This window comes from Enterocloster lavalensis, from assembly GCF_046603895.1.
GTDB classification, from domain to species: domain Bacteria; phylum Bacillota; class Clostridia; order Lachnospirales; family Lachnospiraceae; genus Enterocloster; species Enterocloster lavalensis.
In genome coordinates, this window is the sequence record NZ_CP176637.1 from 4,384,318 (window position 1) to 4,402,713 (window position 18,396).

Consider the following 18,396-nt stretch of genomic DNA (forward strand, 5'->3'; position numbering starts at 1 on the left):
CAAGAGTTTTTGACATTTTTATTGAAAAATCCATCGAAGAAACAGCAGCTGCCCAACAGGGGGCGTCAGCGGCCCGCGGTAACCGAAAAATATCCCCCGCGGTTAGGCGGGGGAGAACTTGTTAGGCGGGGAAGAACCTGTGAGGCAGTTTTTGCGGTTGATTTTATTTTGCCAGCTCCTCTGTATATCCCTTCGTCGCCTGGATCAGCAGATCGTATTTTTTTAGCAGCTGGTCGTAAACCGCCCGGTTCTCCGGGTTCGGATCGTAAACCCGGTCGATTTTGGCGAATTTTAACGCTGTGTCGGCGATGGAATCGAACGCACCGTAGCCATAACCGGCGACGATGGCCGCGCCCAGGCAGGCGGCGTCCTGTGTATTTTTCATGGTGACGACCTGGCGGTTCAGCACGTCCGCCTTGATCTGGCACCAGACGGGGCTTAGGGAGCCTCCGCCCAGGGAGCGCACCTGGGTCACCTGAATGCCGGTCAGGCGTTCCGTGTATTCAATGATCTTTGTGATATTGCAGGCCAGTCCTTCCATGAACGCGCGGATGATGTGGCCCTTTGTGTGGCCAAGGTTCAGGCCGTAGAGAATGCCTCTGCCATAAATATCCGGGTTGGGTGTGCTTCCGCCCCCGAAGAACGGCAGCAGGAACAACCCTTCCGCGCCGGGAGGGGTGGCGGCGGCTAATCCGGTCATGAAATCGTAGCTGTCACCCTCCCCGGCCAGCTCCCTCATCATCTCCTCCCGGCAGAGGTTGTCGCGCAGCCAACGGAACAAAATGCCGCCTTTGGCCCCGCCCTGTATCATATAGACATCCTCCATATCGCTGTAATTGCAGGGGATGCAGCCGTTTTCGTCAAACACGGGCCTGTAGGTAGCCGTGCAGACCATCAGGGCTCCGCCTGTGGACTCGGAAAATATCCCCGGCTTCACATTTCCCACGCCGATGGCTCCGCTGGACTGGTCCTGGCCGCCCACCACCAGCAGAAGATCCCGGGGCAGTCCAAGCTCGTCGGCGATCTGGGGCAGGATGGTGCCGATGGGGGTTCCGGTCTCGTACAGCGTTGGCAGCTGGTATTCATCTAATCCAAGGTAGTCTAACATCTCAGGCCACCACTGTTTGCGGGTGATGTCCCACAAATAGGAGGTACACCAGCTGGAGCCGTGGCTCACCATCCTGCCGCTCATTTTCCACAAAATGTAATCGTCGCACATGAACATCATGCGGATGCGCCGGAACAGTTCCGGCTTGTGTTTTTTGAACCAGAGAATCTTGGCGGCCGGATACACCGGGTCAATGGGGGTCTGGCCGGTGGCATGTATGATCTCCGTGGCAGGGAAACGTTCATTGATCTCGTTGGCTTCCTCCTCAGCCCGGCTGTCCAGCCAGACGTAGAAATTGTCCAGTGGTTCCAGGTTTTCGTCCATGAAGGCGATGGTCTCAGCGGAGGAATCCATGGAAAAGGCTTTGATGAGCCGAGGGTCCACCCCTGAATTCTGCACCACATATTTGACGCAGGCGCAGAAGGTGTCCCAGTAGACGTGGGGCGCCTGCTCCACTCTCTGGGCGGAGGGCTTTAAAAGCTCATATTCCTGTGTGCGGTGTAAGAGTTTCTGGCCGCAGCCGTCAAAGAGGGCTGCCTTGATCGCGGTTGTTCCAATGTCCACGCCTAAGAAATACTGCTGCTCCATAGTGGGTTCCTCCGAAATATTGTTGTGGTTTGGGGTGGATCGCGTTTTGATTGCGCGATTGGTATTTTAATATTGATACATATCTATATTATAAAAATGTAATAGATATGTCAATAGAGGATATTGTGAAAATGAATGGAATGGTAAAAAAGTAATTCTTTTTATTGTGTAAAATATCTAAAAACTAAAAGTATAATCATTATGATTCTGCAATTATAATGATAAAAAAGAAAAATATAAATTTTTGACATCGGAAAATATTGATAATGATATTCAATAATTATATGAAGGCGATAAAGATGGAGTTGCAGCCCGAAAAAATCATAAAGTGCAAAGGCTAGTGTATCTGATGAGGGAAAGATTTCCTATAAATAAGGAAAGGACGATATGAAGGAAGCAAGCAACATTTTGGACTGATTTTTACATTTTCACGTAAAAGCGCCAACGCTTTAAATAAATAAAGTAAAAACGGTTGACAACCCCCTGAAACTGCCGTAAAATGTGTTTTAATTAAGGAAACGTATCACTTGTCATCAGCCTGCGGCTGGTAACAGGGTATAATTGCACAAAAACAGCAGACAAACCCACGAAAGAATGCTATACTTTTAATGTCTTGCTAAGAGAAACGCCGGCCAGGCGTTTCGGAATTTAGGAGGTCAGTCATGATTTGGGCGAAAGAAGAGACAATGTCCCGGAAAGAAATTGAGGCGATTCAGCTGGAACGCCTGAAGGATACGGTGAAAAGGGTTTACGAGCACGTGCCTGCGTACCGCGCCAAGATGGACGCGGCGGGGGTGAAGCCGGAGGACGTGAAGAGCCTTGGGGATGTGAAGAACCTGCCCTTTACCACCAAGCAGGATATGCGGGACAATTATCCCTACGGCCTGTTTGCGGTGCCGAGAAAAGAGCTGCGGCGGATTCACGCTTCCAGCGGAACCACGGGCAAACCCACGGTGGTGGGCTACACCAACACGGACCTGGAGGTCTGGAAGGAGTGCGTGGCCAGGCTGGCGGTGGCCGGAGGGGCCACGGAGGACGACGTGGCGCAGATTTGCTTCGGCTACGGCATGTTCACCGGCGCCCTGGGCCTGCACAACGGCCTGGAGAAGGTGGGAGCGGCCATCGTGCCCTCGTCCACGGGTAATACCCAGAAGCAGCTGATGTACATGAAGGATTTCGAGTCCACCCTGCTGGTGGCCACGCCCTCCTACGCCATGCGCATCGCGGAGGTGGCGAAGGAGATGGGGATGGACCCCAAAAAGGATCTGAAGATACATACCCTGCTGCTTGGCAGCGAGCTGATGACCGAGGCCATGCGGACCGAGCTTTACAAGGTCTGGGGCTACGATGTGAACCTGACCCAGAACTACGGAATGAGCGAGCTCATGGGCCCCGGCGTTTCCGGGGAATGTCTGGAACTCAACGGTATGCATATCAACGAGGATCATTTCCTGGCGGAGGTCATCGATCCTAAGACCGGGGAGGTCCTTGCGCCCGGGGAGAAGGGCGAGCTGGTGATCACCTGCCTGACCAAGGAGGCGCTGCCCCTGATCCGTTACAGGACCCGGGATATCACCCGGCTGATGTATGAGCCCTGCCCCTGCGGCCGCACCACGGTGCGCATGGAGAATCTGTCCGGCCGCACCGACGACATGCTGAAGATTCGCGGCGTCAACGTATTCCCCAGTCAGATCGAGGAAGTGCTGATCAACACCGAGGGCATTGGACCCAACTACGAGATCGTGCTGGACCGCAAGAACCACAGCGACATTCTCACTATCAAGGTGGAGGTGGAGGCGGAGGCCATGATGGACTCCTATGCGGCACTGGAACGCCTGGACTACAGCCTGCGGGAGAAAATGCGCATGATGCTGGGCCTGGACGCCAAGATCCAGCTGGTATCCCCCAACACCCTGCAGCGCTTCGAGGGCAAGGCCAAGCGCGTCACCGATCTGAGGAACGATCCCCAGAAGCTGTGATGAGAACACAACGCGATAAAACCGGTTTCCGGCGGTTACGGCTGCCGGACGCTGTGCGTTATATAAGGAAAGGAAGGTATTAACGTGTCTGAGAAAAAAATATTACTGGGCAATGAAGCCATTGCGAGGGGGGCCTACGAGGCGGGCGTAAAAGTGAGCTCCGCCTACCCCGGCACCCCCAGCACGGAGATGAGCGAGAGCCTGGTCCAATACGACGAGATTTACGCCGAGTGGGCTCCCAATGAGAAGGTCGCCACGGAGGTTGCCATCGGCGCGTCCATCGCGGGCGTGCGCTCCATGTGCTGCATGAAGCACGTGGGCGTCAACGTGGCCGCCGACCCGCTGTACACCGCGGCTTACGCGGGCGTGCGGGGCGGCATGGTGGTGATCGCGGCGGACGATCCGGGCATGTACAGCTCCCAGAACGAGCAGGACACCCGCATGGTGGCCCGGGCGGCCATGCTGCCGGTCCTGGAGCCGTCGGACAGCGCAGAGGCCAAGGAGTTCACCAAGTATGCATTCGATCTGAGTGAGAAATACGACACCCCGGTGATCGTGCGCAGCACCACCCGCCTGTCCCATTCCCAGGGCCTGGTGGAGCTGGAGGAGCGGGCGGAGCCATTTGACATCCCCTATGAGCGGGATATGGCCAAGTACGTGATGATGCCCGGAAATGCCATCAAGCGCCACCTGGTGGTGGAAGCGCGTTTGAAACAGATGGCGGAGGACGCCTGCGGCTTCCCGGTGAACAAGGTGGAGTACAACGACCTTTCCGTGGGCTTTATCACCAGCGGAATCGCCTACCAGTACGTGAAGGAAGCCATGCCTGAGGCGTCCGTGCTGAAGCTGGGAATCGTGAATCCCCTGCCCCGCAGGCTGATCGAGGAGTTTGCGGCCAAGGTGGAGAAGCTTTACATATTTGAGGAGCTGGAGCCTGTGATCGAGGAGCAGGTGAAGTCCTGGGGAATCGCAAAGGCGGTGGGTAAGGAACTGTTTACCGTCCAGGGCGAGTACAGCGCCAACATGATCCGGGAGAAGATTCTGGGTCAGACCCTGGATGTGGCGGCATCCGCCCAGGTACCGGCCCGTCCCCCGATTCTCTGTCCCGGATGTCCCCACAGAAGCGTATTTTCCGTGCTGAACAAGCTGAAAATCCACGCTACGGGCGATATCGGCTGCTACACCCTGGGCGCGGTGGCGCCTCTGGGCGTCATCGACACCACTATCTGCATGGGAGCCAGCATCAGCACCCTTCACGGCATGGAAAAGGCCAGGGGCCGGGATTTTATCCGCAACTGGGTGGCCGTGATCGGCGATTCCACCTTTATGCACACGGGAATCAATTCCCTGATGAACATGGTTTACAATCAGGCCAACGGCACGGTGGTGATTCTGGACAATTCCACCACGGGTATGACGGGCCACCAGGACCACGCGGCCACGGGCAAGACCCTGAAGGGTCAGGTGGTTCCGGCTATCAACATTTTCGGCCTCTGTAAATCGTTGGGAATTGAAAATGTGTACGAGGTGAACGCTTTCGACCTGCCCGGCCTGGAGGAAGCCTTCAAGCGGGAGACGGCAAAGGACGGCGTTTCCGTGATCATTGCCAAGTCCCCCTGCGCCCTGCTTAAGGGAGTGAAGTTCCCCGACAAGTGCAGGCCGCTTTCGGAGAAGTGTAAGAAGTGCGGCGCATGCCTGCGTCCCGGCTGCCCGGCCCTGACGAAGAATGAGGACGGCACCATTTCCATAGACGAGACCATGTGCAACGGGTGCGGGCTGTGCAAGCAGCTCTGCAAGTTCGACGCAATCGAGACGGTAAAGGCGGGTGAGTGAGATGAGCGAGAAAATGGCGACGAAAAATATTATGATTGTGGGCGTTGGCGGGCAGGGAACCCTGCTGACCAGCCGCATTTTGGGCAAGCTGGCCATCCGCGCCGGCTATGACGTGAAGCTCTCAGAGGTCCACGGCATGGCCCAGCGGGGCGGAAGCGTGGTGACCTTTGTGCGCTACGGCGAGTCCGTGGCAGAGCCCATCGTGGAGGAGGGGCAGGCGGATGTGCTGATCGCCTTTGAGCGGCTGGAAGCCCTGCGCTACCTGCATTTCCTGAAAAAAGACGGGGTGGTGATCGTCAACGACTGGCGCATCGACCCAATCACCGTTGTGACCGGAGTGGCGTCCTATCCGGACGGGATTCTGGATACCTTAAAGGAGCAGCGGGACACCATTGTGGTGGAGGCGACCAAGGAGGCCAAGAAAATGGGCGCGCCGAGGGCATTTAACGTGATCGTGCTGGGCGCGGCGGCCAGACACATGGGCTTTGAGAAGGAGGACTGGATCTCCGTGATCGAGACCACGGTGCCGCCAAAGACCATCGAGGTGAACAAGAAGGCCTTTGAGGCGGGTTACGCGCTGGAGGCGTAAGCGAGGGAAGAAGGAAATAGGCCGGAAACGGATATGATCCAAATACGGCTATGATAGGAGAGGATACGGACATGATATGGAATGAGACGAAAGAGTGCATGAGCAGGGATGAGATGATCAACCTGCAAAGCGCGCGGCTGGTGAAGCTGGTGGACCGGGTGTACCACAACGTGGAGTTTTACCGCAAGAAAATGCAGGCTGTGGGCCTGGAGCCGGGGGATATCCGGGGCATCGAGGACCTGGATAAGCTGCCCTTCACCACCAAGGACGATCTGAGGGAGACCTATCCCTTCGGCCTGTTCGCAGTGCCCAATTCGCAGATCGTCCGCATCCACGCTTCCAGCGGCACCACCGGCAAGCCCACGGTGGTGGGTTACACCCGCCGGGACATCGACGTGTGGAGCGAGTGCGTTGCCCGCTGTATCAGTATGGCCGGGCTTGGCAAAAACGACATTATCCAGGTGGCCTACGGCTACGGCCTGTTCACCGGGGGCCTGGGGGCCCACTACGGGGCGGAGAAAATGGGGGCTACGGTGGTTCCCATGTCCACCGGAAATACCAAGAAGCTGATCAACATGATGATCGATTTTGGGGTGACGGGCATTATGTGCACGCCCTCCTACCTGCTGCACATCGCGGAGACCATCGAGGAGATGGGCGTCCGGGATCAGATCAAGTTAAAAGCTTCCTTAAACGGCGCGGAGCCGTGGACGGAGAAGATGCGGCACAAGATCGAGGAGAAGCTGGGCATCGAGGCCCACGATATCTACGGCCTCAGCGAGATCATGGGCCCAGGCGTGGCCACGGACTGCAACCTGCACTGCGGGCTGCATGTGCACGAGGATCATTTCCTGCCTGAGATCGTGGACCCGGAGACCTTGAAGCCCGTGGGCGACGGCGTGACCGGCGAGCTGGTGTTCTCCACCCTGACCAAGGAGGGGATTCCGCTGATCCGCTACCGCACCAAGGATTTGACCAGCCTGGACCACAGCACCTGCGAATGCGGGCGGACCACGGCGCGCATCGCCAGATTCAAGGGCAGAACCGACGACATGCTGATCATTCGCGGTGTCAACGTGTTCCCGTCCCAGATCGAATCCGCGCTGCTGGAGATGGGCGGAACCACGCCGCACTACCTGATGATCGTGGACCGGGTCAACAATCTGGACACCCTGGAGGTGCACGTGGAGGTGGAGGAGCGCTTCTTCTCCGACGAGATCCGGGCGCTGGAAAATCTGACCAAACAGATCGAGTACACCTTACAGCAGGCCATCGGCCTGGCCGCCAAGGTAAAGCTGGTGGAGCCCAAGGGCCTGGAGCGCAGCATGGGCAAGTCCGTCCATGTGATCGACAAGCGCAAGCTGGATTAAAAACCGCCTGAGAAAGAGAGGAAAATATATGTTTGTAAAGCAATTATCTGTGTTTATAGAGAACCGTGAGGGAAGACTGGAGCAGGTGACAGATGTGCTGAAGACGCAGAACATCAATATCCTGTCTTTGAGCATGGCGGACACCACGGAGTACGGCATGCTGCGCATGGTGGTCTCCAACCCCGAGGTGGCGAAAAAGGCGCTGCGGGAGGAGGGATTCTCCGCGATGCTCACCGACGTGCTGGCCGTGAAGCTGGAGGACAAGGTGGGCGAGCTGCACAAGATGACCCACATTCTCTGCAGCCAGGGGCTGAATATTGAGTATATGTACGCATTGGCCAGCGCCAACCGCAGGGCCATGATCGTGAAGGCGTCGGACGGTGAGACGGCGGCCAAGGCGGTTGTGGACGGAGGTCTGGAGCTGTACAGCAATGAGGAAATGTGCTGTTAAGAGAGAATAAAATTGGCGGAGCCGGGACTGCGGATGGAATGCAGGAGGCGGTTTCGCGGATGTGGCGCGGGGCGCGGATTCATGCCGGAAGGCGGTGAGTCCGCGCCCTGGTTTTTGGTGGAGGTAATGGTGCACAGGAGCAGCCTGCGGGCGGGTGATTGGGGGAGATGGGGGAAGCTGCGGGGGCCTGTTGGAGGTGACAGGCGTTTGTGAGAGCCTGCGGGTGCTTATTGGAGGGGATGGGCCGCAGGCTTGGAGATCGGAATAGACGAAAAGGTCCGGGTATGGTAGAATGTAACGTACTTGAAATATGGAGGCGGAGATTGATGAAGATTCGAAACGTGATGCACAATAAGAAGGAATATATGGAGTTGCTGTTGCTGGCGGACGAGCAGGAGGATATGATCGACCGGTATCTGGAGCGGGGGGATATGTTTGTTCTGGAGGACGGCGGCGTGTTGGCGGAATGCGTGGTGACGAGAGAAGGGGACGGGGTTTATGAGCTTAAAAACATCGCGGTGGCGCCGGATTGCCAGCGGAAGGGGTATGGGAAACAGCTGATCGAGTTTGCGTTTTCCTATTATGGGGACTGTGAACGGATGCTTGTTGGGACCGGGGACGTGCCCTCTTCGCTGGGGTTTTATCACAGCTGCGGCTTTACGGAATCCCACCGCGTTAAAAACTTTTTTACGGATCATTATGACCATCCTATGTTTGAGGATGGGAAGCAGCTTGTGGATATGGTGTACTTGAAGCGGGAGCGGCCCGGAGGCGTTTGATATGAATGTGTTGATTGCGGAGGACGATCCGGATATGCAGAAGATACTGGGGCTCTATCTCAGAAGAGAAGGGTACCAGGTGGACACGGTGGGGGACGGCGCGGCGGCGGTGGATTTTCTGGCGGAACACCCGGTGGATTTGGTGGTGCTGGACTGGATGATGCCGGTTCAGAACGGGCTGGATACCTGCCGGGAGGTCCGGCGTCTCAATATTCCGGTCAAAATATTGATGCTGACGGCAAAAGGGCAGAATGAGGACGAGGTCGCGGGGCTGTCCTGCGGCGCGGACGACTACCTGCGCAAGCCCTTCGATATGCAGGTACTGTTGCTGCGCGTGAAAAAGCTCTGTAATGCCGAGGGGGTGCTGCGTTGCGGGAAACTGACGCTGAACCCGGGGACAGGGGAGGCGGCTCTGGATGGGCGCAGGCTGGAACTGATCCGGACGGAATTCGGGTTGCTGAGCTGTTTTATGAGCAATCAGAGGATGGTTCTGTCCAGGGAACGGCTGCTGGACCGGGTGTGGGGGATGGATTTCACCGGGGATACGCGCACGGTGGACGCGCATATCCGGCGGCTGCGGGGGAAGATTGGCGGGGGGTATATTAAGACCAGGATTGGGATGGGGTATGTGATGGAGGATGTGGATGGGTAGAGGGGGACGTGAGGAAGGCCGCGGGGCGTGGGGCATGCGGCTGACCCGTCCGTTCCGCCGTGTGGCCGTAAAAATGTTCCGGCGTTTGTCTGCAAAGTTTATGGCTGGGGTAGGGGTGATTCTGGTGATTACCCTGGCTTTGTCCATTTTTGTGAACACCCAGGTGGTGGAGCGGTATTACCTGCGGCGTCAGACCGGTTACGTGGAGGCGGCTGGAAGCGCTGATCGGCCGGGGGATGGGGCCGGGGGGAGCGGCGGAGGCGCTGGAAGAAACGGAGAAGGTGCTGGTGGTCTGGGCGGCCAACACCTCGGACTACGATGGGCTCAGCGAGGAGCTGCGGGAAAAATTCCGCCGGAAAGGACTGGGATTTCATAAATTCTGGCTCTGGGACCAGGATTACATCTCGGCGGTGCGGGATGGGCGGAAGTTCCGGCTTTACCGGCAGGACAAGCTGAATTACGGGATTCTGGTGGAGTATATTCCGCTGGGGGAAAATCTGTACGCCGTGGCGGCGATTGTGCCCGAGGCCGGGGATTTTGTGCGGATTGTCAACGGATTCGGGCTGGCGCTTTACGCGCTGTCGCTGGCGGCGGCCATGGCGTTTATCTGGTTTCTGGTCCGGCATATCACCAATCCCCTGGGGCGGATGGAAGAATTTGCCAGAGGCATTTCCCAGAGGGAGTACGGGGAGCTGGAGGTCCGAACCGGGGACGAGCTGGAGACGGTGGCGGAGAGTATGAACCGGATGAGCCGGGATATCCAGGAGTATCAACGCAGGCTGCTGGACAAGAACCGGGAGATGGAGGAGCTGCTGGACAACGTGGCCCACGACCTGAAAACGCCCATTGCGCTGATCGGCGCGTATGCGGAGGGAATCCGGGATGAGTTGGACGACGGGACCTTTGTGGGGACGATTATCCGGCAGAACAGGAAAATGGCGCTGTTGGTGGAACGTCTGCTGGACTTGTCGCGGATCGGGCAGAGGGAGTATTTGCAGGAGGAAGTGGCGTTGGACCGGATACTGCTGGGGCATTTGGAGGAACAGCGGATTTTGGCGGAACAGAGGGAATTGGAAATTAATACCAATATTGTTTCGGACGCGGTTGTGAGCGGGAACGAGGAGCTGATCTCGGCGGTATTTTCCAATTTGCTGTCCAATGCGGCCAAGTATGCGGAAAAGGGACAGGTGGAGATCGCTCTGACTCCGCGGGACGGCAGGTATTGTTTTCGGATTTCCAACGAGTTTTGCGGGGAAATGGACCTGGCGCGCATCTGGGAGCCCTTCTATGTGGGAGAGCGCTCCCGCAATCAGGCGCTGACCGGGACCGGACTGGGGCTTCCGATGGTGAAGAAGATCGCGGAGCGCTGCGGATATCAGACAGGCTGCGGCCGGGACGGGAGCCGGGTCTGGTTTGAGGTGGTTTTTTGAAAAATGAGTGGGTGAATGGGGCGGGGACGCATATCTGGATTCCTTTTTGGAAGCAGGTATGCGTTTTTTATTGGATGCAATGGGCCGTGGGTGCAGACTGCGGGCGATTGTTTGGATGCAATGGGCCGCTGGTGTTGCCTGCGGGCGAGGGTTGGAATTTGGTTGGTGTTTTGTCACAGGAATGTCATATGGGGAGGGTATACTGGGCGGCGTCTGTATGGAGGCGGCCAGGCGTTCGTGTAGAGGTTGTCAGGCGTTTGTGCAGACGGAAGAGGAAGCGGAAGAGAGGAAATGATCATGAGATTGAGAAAACGGATTATAACGGGGCTTTGCCTGTTTGGGGCGTGCGTTTTGGTGAATGTGGGATGCGGGGCGCGGGGAACGGCGCCGGTGGAGGATGGAAGCCGGGACGGAGCGGGGGGCGTGCTGGGGGTGGAAGGAGACCGGGGAACGGAAGGTCCGTCGGGAACGGCGGGAGGTGCCGCCGGGCAGGGAATTTTGTCTGGGGAGGCCCTGGGGGCGGGTTTGGCCCGGGAATCGGGCGGAGGGAACGCGGATTCGAAGGAGGACGCCCGAGCCCGGGGGCTGGAATTCGACTATGAGGTGAATCCTGAGGACTTTTCGCTGACGCTTTATGTGCACGGGCAGGCTCTTCCGGCCGCCGGGGCCTCGGATGAGCGCAGGACGGAGCAGGTGAAAACCGGGGAGGACGGCGTGAGCTGGCGGTACCCGGAGGAAAAGATCCGGGTGGCGGTCAAACCGGAGGAGGATTATCTTAGCGTAGAGATCGGGGCTGAGACGGAGGAGGACCAGGCGTTCCGGTGGCCGGAGATATCCGCCGGGCTTTATTATATTCCCATGGGAGAGGGAAAACGGGTCGTCTCCGATCAGGCGGAGTGGAAAATGTTCCTGGACGGGCAGGAATTGGCCGTGAACGAAGCCTTGTCTATGCCGTTCTGGGCCTCGGTATACGGGGATTACGCGGTGCTTTTTATCATGGAACATCCCTATCGGACCAGCCTGAACTTTTCGTCCGGGCCGGAGGTAAGCTTTGGGGTGGAGCACCGTTACCCGGCGATCTCCCCAAACCGGACCAACCGTTACCGCATTTACGTGACGGAAAATGATCCGACGGCGGTGGCCAAGGTTTACCGCAGATATGTACAGGAAACGGGTGAATTTGTGACCCTGGAGGAGAAGGCCGGGGATAATCCGGCGGTGCGCAATCTGTATGGTGCGCCCCATATTTATCTCCACGGGGACCTGGCGGTATCGCCGGAGGACATCAACTGGCCCGCGTTCCGGCAGGCCATGGGTACGCCGGCTATGCGGCATATTATGTCTTTTTTTGATCAATCAGAAATGGGGACGGAGGCGAAGGCGGTATTTGCTGAGCTGGGAAAGCAGGATTATGTGGCGGAATATCAGAAATATACCATCTGCTCATATTTGACGGAGGTGATTAAACGGGGGGACTTTTATGAGCCGGAGGTATTTCCCGAGCATAATGAGGAAATGCGGGCGGTGCTGGACGGGCAGGGGGAACCAAGCCCTTACCGGCAGATCGGGCTGAATCAAAATGCGCTGGCGGTCAATATGCCGGATGTATTTCACTCGGTGGACACCTGGCTGGAGAAGGAGACGACGGGGCTTCTGGCGGAGATGAAGGAGGCCGGAATCGGGCAGGCCTGGATCGGGCTTAACAGCTGGGAACAGGCTTATGTGAAGCCGGAGCTGGCGCGGCAGGCGGAAAAGCAGGGCTATCTCCTGGGGGCTTACGATTCCTATCATTCGATTCATGAGCCGGGAAAGGAGCAGTGGATCACCGCAAAGTTTTCAGATGCGGGCCTTTATGAGGACGCGGTTGTGACCGGGCCGGACGGGGAGCCGGTGAAGGGATTTAAAAATGTGGGCCGGAAGTTGAATCCCACCCTCGCGCTGCCTGCGGTGAAGAGCCGGATGGGGGAGATCATGGGCACAGGACTTCCATTTGGCTCCTGGTTTGTGGACTGCGACGCGTTTGGGGAAATTTACGACGATTATTCGCCGGAGCATGTCACCACTCAGGAGCAGGATCTGGCGGCCAGGATGGAACGGCTGGCTTATATCCGCGATACCTATGGTCTGGTGGTAGGCTCGGAAGGCGGAAACGATTTCGCCGCGTCAACGGTGGCCTTTGCCCACGGTATTGAGCTGAAATCCTTTGCCTGGATGGACCAGGATATGAATGAGAACCGGGACAGCGAGTATTATATGGGAAAATATTACAATTCTAAAGGCGGGGTGCCGGAGCATTTTTCCAGGCGGGTGCCGGTGAAGGAGCCGTACCGGACGGTGTTTCTCGATCCCCGCTACGATGTGCCGCTGTTTAAACTGGTCTACAATGATTCTGTGATCACCAGTTACCACTGGGATTGGTCCACCTTCAAAGTGATGGGAGCCACAGGGGACCGCATGGTGAGGGAGGTGCTTTACAATGTTCCGCCGCTGTACCATCTGGATCGCGCAGAGTGGGAGCGGTACGGGGATGATATTGCGCGCCATCATAAGGTTTGGTCGGATTTCAGCAAACGGGCGGTGACCAGGGAAATGACGGAATTTGCCTACTTGTCCGGGGATGGGGCGGTGCAGATGACCGGCTATGGCCAGGACCTGAGAGCGGTTGCCAATTTTGGGGAGGAAACGTGGCGGTATGGAGATATAGAAATTCCCGGGCACTCTGTTTTGATACAGGGGGAGGGGATGGAGTTGGTGTATACGCCGGAGGTGAAGGCGGAAAATCGGTAGAGGAAGTGGAGGGCGGATAATGGGGGCGCGGCGGCTTCATTGTGTGCTATGGCACCGTGCGCATTTCAAGGGAGATTCCTGCATGTTCTGCGCCGCCTTTGGGCCTTGCCGCTGGCTGTACTGTCTTGGATTTTAGGTTCTGTATGCGGGCATTGTTGACTCACCGGCGCTTATCGCGCCGGTGAATGAAACGTGAGTATTAATTGCGAATTACTGGTTGCAGGTGTCCTGCCGGATATCGAATTCCGGGTTAAAGGCGTAGAAGTTGCGGCTGTCCAGGTGGTCCTGGGTGATCCGCAGAAGTTCGCCGAACCGCTGGTAGTGCACCACTTCGCGTTCCCGCAGGAATTTGATGGGTTCGCATACGTCATAGTCTTTGACTACGCGAAGGATATTGTCGTAGGTTGTGCGCGCCTTCTGCTCCGCGGCCATATCCTCATGTAAATCCGTAATCACGTCGCCCTTGGACTGGAATTCGCAGGCATTGAAGGGGATTCCTCCGGCAGCCTGGGGCCAGATGCCGGTCCCGTGGTCAATGTAATAGGGGCCGAAGCCCTGTTCCACCAACTGCTCGGCCGTCAGATTGCGGGTGAGCTGGTGAACGATGGTGGCGACGATTTCCAGATGGGCAAGCTCTTCCGTTCCAATATCGGTGAGAGCGCCTTTGCACTCCTTGTAGGGCATGGTGTAGCGCTGGGAGAGATAGCGCATGGAAGCGCCCATTTCTCCGTCCGGTCCCCCATACTGACTCATAATAAACATTGCCATCTTCGCATTCGGTTCCTTAATATTCACCGGAAATTCCAACCGTTTTTCATACTTCCACATTAGACGCATCCTCCTTCCCAGGGCCATGGATCACTGATCCAGGACCAGTATGTGGTATCGTTGCTGTCCGGTGCATCCAGCGGGCCGAACTGAGCGGTGAAAGCGCTGACCGCATCCTGGTACATGGAACTGACCTGCTGATAATACGCCATAGCGGCCTGATCGCAGGGATGGGTATCCAGGAACAGCTGTGCATCCACTACCGCGAAGCCGGTCTGGTAGACCTGCTGCATCATCGATTCACGGGTGTCCATTGCCTGGCCGGAGACCACGTAGTCTTCAGCGCCGCCGCGTGTTGTTCTGTAATCAGAAGCAGAGTTGATCATTTGCTGCACCTCCCGTAATTAAATTGTAAATCCAACTCCGGAAAAATGGTGCCCTGCATAAGGGCCTGATCCAGGGGGTAGGTGGTTTGCCACTGCTGCCACGGCACATAGGCCATTGCTACCGGGTACTGCTGTTCCAAAGGACCAACGGAAGTGTTGGGGCATAATGGAGCAGGAGCGGGGGCCGGTGCAGGAGCCGGTGCAGGAGCGGGCGCGGGCACGGGGGCCGGTGCCGGCATATAGGTGTAATCCGGCATTACATCGCTCATATTGTCGGAGCGGAAAGACGGGGTGGGCATTGGCATTGAGGAATTGTTCCAGTTCTGGTCATAGGAATAAGAAGGAAGCGGCATAGGGTCCTGCTGCATACAGCCACAGTTTCTGCCGGACGGAGCACAGACCGTGCGTCCACAGAACCCACAGCACTGTCCGCTTACATTTGTATAAGAATCCATAGGGTGAATACTCCTTTCGTTTGGCTTTTTCTACTATAGTTTATGAGCGGGGCAGAGCGGAGTGCGGAAAAGACGATGTCCTATTTCGGAATTTGGCAAATTTCCGCCTCAGACAAGCGATGCACACTTTGTCTCCCTGTCCCATATGATATAGTACAACCAAGTAAAATAAAAGGAGATCAAATATATGTGTTGCTTTAGTTTTGGTAGATGTGGAAATCGTTGTGGGTGTGGATGTGGCTGTAACTGCGGCTGTGGTTGTGGAAACAACAGCGGATGTGGCTGCGGCAATAACAGCTGTGGCTGCGGAAGCAACAGCGGATGTGGCTGTGGCAGCAATAGCGGCTGCGGTTGCGGAAACAACAGCAGCTGTGGCTGTGGCAGCAACAGTAGCTGCGGATGCGGCTGTGGAAATAACTGGGAAGTCAGACGCGCCTACCAGGCCGGTTACCGCGAGGGCTTCCGCAACGGCTATTGGGCCGGATACAATGACGCAACCTGCGGCAGAGGTGTCGCGCTTGCGGATACGGCGTCCAACAGCGGCTGTGGTTGTAACGGCTGATCCTCAGTGGACAGCAGGGAGGGGCCTTTGGCCCCTCTTTTGCTGTACGCAATGAGCCGCCTGCAAGGCGCTTGCTGCATGGAACATCCCCGCTGCAGCTTGCGGGTCATTGTTGAATGCGGCAGCCCGCGGACGTATTGCTTGGTTTGAACGCCCCACGCCGCGAAAAAAGCTCTATCTTTATACTATCTTTATTTGACAAGTCTCGCGATGCTGCTATATAGTGATAACTAGAAACGGGGATACAGAAGGAGAATGAAGATGGAATTAATTGATCAAGTACGGGAGCGTTTCCGCCATGACCGGTTTGCAACGGAAAATGGGGCGGTGATCGATGAAATATCAGACGGATATGCAAAATGTTCGCTGGATTTACAGCAGCTGCACATGAATGCCACAGGCACCGTGATGGGGGGCGCGATATTCACGCTGGCCGACTTTGCGTTCGCAGTGGCTTCTAATTGGCAGGGGACGATTCACGTGTCCCGGACCAGTCAGGTTACATATTTGGGAGTTGCAAAGGGCAAACGGCTGATCGCGGAGGCCCATAAGGTAAAAGAAGGATTTAATACCTGTTACTATTTAGTAGAAGTAAATGATGAACTGGGCACCCAGGTGGCCCAGGTAACGGTCGACGGTTTTATTAAGCGGTAAAATAGCCCTTTTGAAGATAAATGCTCGCACTTGTGCGAGCTTTTTTTCGTTGTATGCAATGGACCGCTGGCGCAGCCTGCGGGCAGCTGTTCCGGTAAGGGAACGCGGAAAGCCCTTATAACCATGTAAAACAATTTTTCCCGGATCATGCACAGCGTTTCCCGTCGGACTGACTCTTTCCGCAGGAAAAATAACAGAATACATTCCTTCACAAGTCCCAAAATGCCGGCCCCTTCGCGCGTCCCCTCATCTTTCCCTCTCCCAGGACTATTCCTAACAAAATGTTAATAATTTTTATTTTAAAAATTATTGAAAATAATTTTAATAATGCTATAATGAAACTAACATGAAACCGTAACCAGACTTACATATTAAGGAGAGGTATGAGGATGGACAAGAACGCATTTTTTGACAGCATTCGGGGACAGATGATTATTTCGTGCCAGGCGGTAAAAGGCGAGCCGCTGTACGAGGAAGAGCGATCCGTCATGTATTTGATGGCCAGGGCGGCCAAGATGGCGGGCACACCCGCGATCCGCACCAGCAGCATCCGGGATGTGGAGGAGATCAAGGCGGAGACAGGTCTGCCAGTGATCGGTCTGGTCAAGATTCAGTACCCCGGTTACGAGGGATATATCACCCCCACCATGAAAGAGGTGGACGATCTTTTGGCCGCCGGGTCCGACGTGGTGGCCTTGGACTGCACCCTGCGCAAACGGGGAGATGGGAAAACCGTCAACCAGTTTATCCAGGAGATTCGCGACCGCCACGGGGACATTTTGCTGATGGCCGATATTTCCAACTATGAGGAGGGCGTCAACGCCTGGAAATGCGGTGTGGATATTGTAGGCACCACGATGAGCGGCTACACGGATTACACCCCCAGGCTGGATGAACCGGACTATGAGCTGATGCGCCGTCTGGCCGCGGACGTGGACATCCCGGTGATCGGAGAGGGAAAGATTCACACCCCGGAGCAGGCGGTAAAAGCGCTTGAAACAGGCGTTTGGTCCATCGTGGTGGGCGGAGCGATCACCCGGCCTCTGGAGATCGCAACCCGCTTTATGTCGGCCATCGAAGCGGCAAGAGGAGGCAGGGCATGAGAATCGCAGCGCTGGATATCGGCGGAACCTCCATCAAATCCGGCCTCTGGGACGGGGAGCGCCTGTCCCGGGAAGGGGAGCGGGATACCAATGCCAGGGAGGGCGGCGCACGTCTGATGGAGCGGGCGGTAGACATTCTGCGGGAATACGCGCCTTTTGACGCCATCGGCATCAGCACCGCCGGGCAGGTGGACACGGTCAGGGGCAGTATCTATTATGCCAACGACAATATCCCCGGATATACGGGGATTGAAGTGCGCCGCATTCTGGAGGATGCGTTTCATGTGCCGGTCGCCGTGGAAAATGATGTGAACGCGGCCGCTCTGGGCGAAGCGCAGTTCGGCGCGGGCAAGGGCTATCCCGATTTCCTGTGCCTGACCTACGGTACCGGCGTCGGCGGCGCCATCGTATTGGACGGGCGGATTTACACCGGCAGCAGTTGGTCCGCGGGAAGCTTCGGGGGAATCGTGACTCATCCGGAAGCGGTGGACCTGGTGGTGGAGTACAGCGGCTGCTATGAGAAATACGCCTCCACCACCGGCCTGGTGAAACGCGCCCTGGCGGTAGACCCTGGGCTGACCAGCGGCAGGGCGGTTTTTGCGGCTTTTGACCGGCCGGAGGTCCATCGCGTGATCGATGAATGGATCGACGAGATCGTAACCGGTCTGGTGACCCTGATCCACATTTTTAATCCGTCCCGGATCGTGCTGGGCGGCGGAATCATGGTACAGCCCTATGTGCTGGAACAGGTGCAGGAACGCCTGATCCCGAGGCTTTCACCCGGATTCCGGAAGGTAAATATAGCGCGCGCCAGTCTGGGCAACCAGGCCGGCCTCCTGGGAGCCGCGCATCTGGCGGAAGAGATGTTGTAAAGATTCGAACAATCGCCCGCAGGTTGCCCC

At 56.8% G+C, this 18,396-nt stretch carries 16 protein-coding genes; 12 read left to right on the forward strand and 4 right to left on the reverse strand.

Features of this window, described 5'->3' with window-relative positions:
• Window positions 1–163: 163 nt before the first annotated feature.
• Complete coding sequence (locus tag ACK2JC_RS19555; RefSeq protein ID WP_368274908.1) at window positions 164–1,696, reverse strand: FGGY-family carbohydrate kinase; 1,533 nt, start codon at window positions 1,694–1,696, stop codon at window positions 164–166.
• Window positions 1,697–2,358: 662 nt separating this feature from the next.
• On the opposite strand from ACK2JC_RS19555, the gene ACK2JC_RS19560 reads away from it, so the two are divergent.
• The 9 genes from ACK2JC_RS19560 to ACK2JC_RS19600 all read left to right on the forward strand — a co-directional run bounded on the left by ACK2JC_RS19560 (window position 2,359) and on the right by ACK2JC_RS19600 (window position 13,566).
• A complete protein-coding gene (locus ACK2JC_RS19560) occupies window positions 2,359–3,675 on the forward strand; it encodes a phenylacetate--CoA ligase family protein (protein ID WP_118755498.1) in 1,317 nt (438 codons plus the stop codon).
• 84 nt (window positions 3,676–3,759) lie between these two features.
• The gene (gene iorA, locus ACK2JC_RS19565) at window positions 3,760–5,508 is read left to right on the forward strand and encodes an indolepyruvate ferredoxin oxidoreductase subunit alpha (protein WP_107435302.1); all 1,749 of its coding nucleotides are present in this window, start codon (window positions 3,760–3,762) and stop codon (window positions 5,506–5,508) included.
• Between the two features lie 13 nt (window positions 5,509–5,521).
• Window positions 5,522–6,097: an indolepyruvate oxidoreductase subunit beta gene (locus ACK2JC_RS19570; RefSeq protein ID WP_024735978.1), complete on the forward strand. Its 576-nt coding sequence runs from the start codon at window positions 5,522–5,524 to the stop codon at window positions 6,095–6,097.
• A gap of 71 nt (window positions 6,098–6,168) precedes the next feature.
• Window positions 6,169–7,467: a phenylacetate--CoA ligase family protein gene (locus tag ACK2JC_RS19575; RefSeq protein WP_092370320.1), complete on the forward strand. Its 1,299-nt coding sequence runs from the start codon at window positions 6,169–6,171 to the stop codon at window positions 7,465–7,467.
• Window positions 7,468–7,495: 28 nt separating this feature from the next.
• Window positions 7,496–7,918: a hypothetical protein gene (locus ACK2JC_RS19580; RefSeq protein ID WP_007716223.1), complete on the forward strand. Its 423-nt coding sequence runs from the start codon at window positions 7,496–7,498 to the stop codon at window positions 7,916–7,918.
• 326 nt (window positions 7,919–8,244) lie between these two features.
• Window positions 8,245–8,697 carry a GNAT family N-acetyltransferase gene (locus ACK2JC_RS19585; RefSeq protein ID WP_320937073.1) on the forward strand — a complete coding sequence of 151 codons (453 nt, stop codon included), beginning with the start codon at window positions 8,245–8,247 and terminating at the stop codon, window positions 8,695–8,697.
• Between the two features lies 1 nt (window position 8,698).
• Complete coding sequence (locus ACK2JC_RS19590; RefSeq protein WP_320937074.1) at window positions 8,699–9,349, forward strand: response regulator transcription factor; 651 nt, start codon at window positions 8,699–8,701, stop codon at window positions 9,347–9,349.
• 236 nt (window positions 9,350–9,585) lie between these two features.
• Window positions 9,586–10,779, forward strand: coding sequence for a HAMP domain-containing sensor histidine kinase (locus ACK2JC_RS19595; RefSeq protein WP_320937075.1), 1,194 nt, complete (start codon window positions 9,586–9,588; stop codon window positions 10,777–10,779).
• Between the two features lie 297 nt (window positions 10,780–11,076).
• Window positions 11,077–13,566: a glycoside hydrolase gene (locus ACK2JC_RS19600; protein WP_320937076.1), complete on the forward strand. Its 2,490-nt coding sequence runs from the start codon at window positions 11,077–11,079 to the stop codon at window positions 13,564–13,566.
• A 210-nt stretch (window positions 13,567–13,776) separates the two neighbouring features.
• Here ACK2JC_RS19600 and ACK2JC_RS19605 read toward each other — a convergent pair whose 3' ends face one another.
• The 3 genes from ACK2JC_RS19605 to ACK2JC_RS19615 form a co-directional block, all read right to left on the reverse strand.
• The gene (locus ACK2JC_RS19605; protein ID WP_227169554.1) at window positions 13,777–14,394 is read right to left on the reverse strand and encodes a manganese catalase family protein; all 618 of its coding nucleotides are present in this window, start codon (window positions 14,392–14,394) and stop codon (window positions 13,777–13,779) included.
• Window positions 14,394–14,648, reverse strand: coding sequence for a spore coat protein CotJB (locus tag ACK2JC_RS19610; protein ID WP_034589513.1), 255 nt, complete (start codon window positions 14,646–14,648; stop codon window positions 14,394–14,396). The genes ACK2JC_RS19605 and ACK2JC_RS19610 overlap by 1 nt, the downstream gene beginning before the upstream one ends.
• Window positions 14,649–14,716: 68 nt before the next feature.
• Window positions 14,717–15,175, reverse strand: a complete 459-nt coding sequence (locus tag ACK2JC_RS19615) for a spore coat associated protein CotJA (protein ID WP_368274896.1) — start codon at window positions 15,173–15,175, stop codon at window positions 14,717–14,719.
• Window positions 15,176–15,992: 817 nt separating this feature from the next.
• Here ACK2JC_RS19615 and ACK2JC_RS19620 point away from each other — a divergent pair.
• The 3 genes from ACK2JC_RS19620 to ACK2JC_RS19630 all read left to right on the forward strand — a co-directional run bounded on the left by ACK2JC_RS19620 (window position 15,993) and on the right by ACK2JC_RS19630 (window position 18,366).
• Complete coding sequence (locus ACK2JC_RS19620) at window positions 15,993–16,391, forward strand: PaaI family thioesterase (RefSeq protein ID WP_092364216.1); 399 nt, start codon at window positions 15,993–15,995, stop codon at window positions 16,389–16,391.
• Between the two features lie 389 nt (window positions 16,392–16,780).
• The gene (locus tag ACK2JC_RS19625) at window positions 16,781–17,494 is read left to right on the forward strand and encodes an N-acetylmannosamine-6-phosphate 2-epimerase (protein ID WP_118755472.1); all 714 of its coding nucleotides are present in this window, start codon (window positions 16,781–16,783) and stop codon (window positions 17,492–17,494) included.
• Entirely contained in the window at window positions 17,491–18,366 is an 876-nt protein-coding gene (locus tag ACK2JC_RS19630; RefSeq protein WP_320937700.1) for an ROK family protein, read from the forward strand. Before ACK2JC_RS19625 ends, ACK2JC_RS19630 begins: the two co-directional genes overlap by 4 nt.
• Window positions 18,367–18,396 lie beyond the last annotated feature (30 nt).

Excerpts from the sequence above, each read along its gene's own strand:
- ACK2JC_RS19615 (WP_368274896.1), bottom strand. The coding sequence starts at position 15,175 with ATGGATTCTTATACAAATGTAAGCGGACAGTGCTGTGGGTTCTGTGGA.
- ACK2JC_RS19625 (WP_118755472.1), top strand. The coding sequence starts at position 16,781 with ATGGACAAGAACGCATTTTTTGACAGCATTCGGGGACAGATGATTATT.
- ACK2JC_RS19555 (WP_368274908.1), bottom strand. The coding sequence starts at position 1,696 with ATGGAGCAGCAGTATTTCTTAGGCGTGGACATTGGAACAACCGCGATC.
- ACK2JC_RS19580 (WP_007716223.1), top strand. The coding sequence starts at position 7,496 with ATGTTTGTAAAGCAATTATCTGTGTTTATAGAGAACCGTGAGGGAAGA.
- ACK2JC_RS19610 (WP_034589513.1), bottom strand. The coding sequence starts at position 14,648 with ATGGACACCCGTGAATCGATGATGCAGCAGGTCTACCAGACCGGCTTC.
- ACK2JC_RS19595 (WP_320937075.1), top strand. The coding sequence starts at position 9,586 with ATGGGGCCGGGGGGAGCGGCGGAGGCGCTGGAAGAAACGGAGAAGGTG.
- ACK2JC_RS19590 (WP_320937074.1), top strand. The coding sequence starts at position 8,699 with ATGAATGTGTTGATTGCGGAGGACGATCCGGATATGCAGAAGATACTG.
- ACK2JC_RS19570 (WP_024735978.1), top strand. The coding sequence starts at position 5,522 with ATGGCGACGAAAAATATTATGATTGTGGGCGTTGGCGGGCAGGGAACC.
- ACK2JC_RS19585 (WP_320937073.1), top strand. The coding sequence starts at position 8,245 with ATGAAGATTCGAAACGTGATGCACAATAAGAAGGAATATATGGAGTTG.
- ACK2JC_RS19630 (WP_320937700.1), top strand. The coding sequence starts at position 17,491 with ATGAGAATCGCAGCGCTGGATATCGGCGGAACCTCCATCAAATCCGGC.
- ACK2JC_RS19600 (WP_320937076.1), top strand. The coding sequence starts at position 11,077 with ATGAGATTGAGAAAACGGATTATAACGGGGCTTTGCCTGTTTGGGGCG.
- ACK2JC_RS19620 (WP_092364216.1), top strand. The coding sequence starts at position 15,993 with ATGAAGATGGAATTAATTGATCAAGTACGGGAGCGTTTCCGCCATGAC.
- ACK2JC_RS19560 (WP_118755498.1), top strand. The coding sequence starts at position 2,359 with ATGATTTGGGCGAAAGAAGAGACAATGTCCCGGAAAGAAATTGAGGCG.
- ACK2JC_RS19605 (WP_227169554.1), bottom strand. The coding sequence starts at position 14,394 with ATGTGGAAGTATGAAAAACGGTTGGAATTTCCGGTGAATATTAAGGAA.
- ACK2JC_RS19575 (WP_092370320.1), top strand. The coding sequence starts at position 6,169 with ATGATATGGAATGAGACGAAAGAGTGCATGAGCAGGGATGAGATGATC.